Source organism: Protofrankia sp. CiP1_Cm_nod4 (genome assembly GCF_982290645.1).
In genome coordinates this window covers 1-1774 of the sequence record NZ_CEVIVC010000264.1, presented here as the reverse complement: position 1 = coordinate 1774, position 1774 = coordinate 1, and the positions used below count along the sequence as shown (strand labels likewise).

Genomic DNA, 1774 nt, shown 5'->3' with positions numbered 1-1774 from the left:
CCGCTACCAGTGGTACTGGTACCAGTGGCAGCGGCGGGCCGTTCCGCCGCTCTGGCCGCTCTGGCCGCTCTGATCCGCGCGGCGCCGGCCGCCGCGGCCGGGAGCAGCCCTTCGGCCAGATCGCCGACCTGGCCGTATTTCTCCGCGTCCTCCGGGGACGCGCCGAGCGCGTGTGCGGCGCTTCGCACCACCCCGCCGATGGGCGTTCCCGGATTGAACTCCCGGGCTCTGCTGGCGGACTCGTCCGTGTTGGTCGCGATTCGTCCGCTGGGCTGGAGGTAGCGCGTCTGATCCGTTTTCGGGAGGACCCGGTACAACAGCTCGCCCGGTAGTTCCCGGGCCTTTTCCCGCGGGAAGTTCCACCAGAAACGCAGGCCGTACCTGTCGATGAAGTCGCCGCGGCGCATCGTGGCGAAGTCGACGAGCTGCTGCCGGTTGATGCCGAGGCTTTCGATTCTTTTGTCGTCCTGCCGGCGTTCCTCGTCGGCCGGGTCCGGATCCAGGCCGGAACGGTCGACATTGGCGGTCGGGGCGGCATGGGCATAGCCGTACAGATTCAGCCCGCCGGCCGTGCCGACGGGGTCGGGGGCGGTCCAGCGGCCCAGCCAGGGGGCGTAGTAGCGGGCGCCGTGGAGTTGGAGGCCGGTTTCGTCGTCGCGTTCGGCGCCGGTGAAACGGTAGCGTTTCAGGCTGATTCCGGCGCCGGGGCGGGCGCTTTCGTAGGCGGTGGTGCCGTAGGCGTGGAACTCCTCGTAGCTCAGGACGTTCCAGGCGTCGTCCAGTTCGACGTTGGTGCTGCCGAGGTGGTCGCCGAGCTGGTAGCGGGTCAGCGGCGCGCCGGCCGCGGTCGTGCCGGCGACCGGCTGGCCGGCGATCATGGTGGGGCGTTCGAGCAGGGCGGTGACACCGCCGCCGGTCTCCACCCGCAGGGTCTCGTGCGCCTCGGTGAGGGTGCCGGCGACGGTGGTGGTGTCGAACTCGGCGGCGCCGACATACCGGCGTTCCTCCAGCCGGTTGCCGTTGTTCTTCACGACGACCTTGCGGGCCCGCTGCCCGTCGTGCCCGTACTGGTAGTAGGCGGTGAGCGTGCCGTGGGCGACGCAGCGGACCGGCTGCCCGCGCCAGCCGGGGGTGAACACCAGCCCGCCGAGGGTGAGCGTGTTGCCGCGGCCGTCGTAGCCGGCCGGTTCCGCGGCGGTCGACGCGCCGGTGACCTGGGAGGACACCAGCCGGTTGCTCGCCGCCGCCACCACGTTCGTCCGGGTCCACTCCGCTCCGGGGGCGGCCGCGAGCTGCCGGTGGCGTAGCTCGGTCAGGTTGCCGCCGTGGTCGTAGGTGAAGGTCTCGACGTAGCGGACGACGGCGGTCAGGTCGTTCGGGTCGGGCAGGTCGCGGACGGGGGGCCGCCGGTCGGCGGCGGCGGTGGTGTGGCCCGTCCCGGCGAGCTCCCGGCCCTCGGAGGTGACGAGCTGGTAGAGGTCGTCGTAGCCGAAGACCCGGTCGGCGGTCACCACCGTGTTGCGGTAGAAGTTCGCCTGCTGGGCACTGTCGGTGATGCGCAGGATGTTGCCGGCGGCGTCGTAGCCGTACCGCAGGTCCTGGACGGGGTCCTGGCCGCCGGCCGGGCCGGTCCTGGTGGTGCGGATGCGGGTGACCCGGTGGGTTCGCTCGTCGTAGCTCGTCGTCACGGTCGCGTGGGACCCGGCGGGGCCGAACACGCTCTTCTCCCGGCGCCGTTTCACGTCGTAGACGACGCTGTCGACGACTGTCCGCG

Annotated in this window: 1 protein-coding gene; it reads right to left on the bottom strand. The window is 71.7% G+C overall.

What is annotated here, in order from left to right; translation table 11 throughout:
* Positions 1–1774: RHS repeat-associated core domain-containing protein (locus AC5LSR_RS23935; RefSeq protein ID WP_493469071.1), on the bottom strand; the 1774-nt coding region annotated here is incomplete at both ends.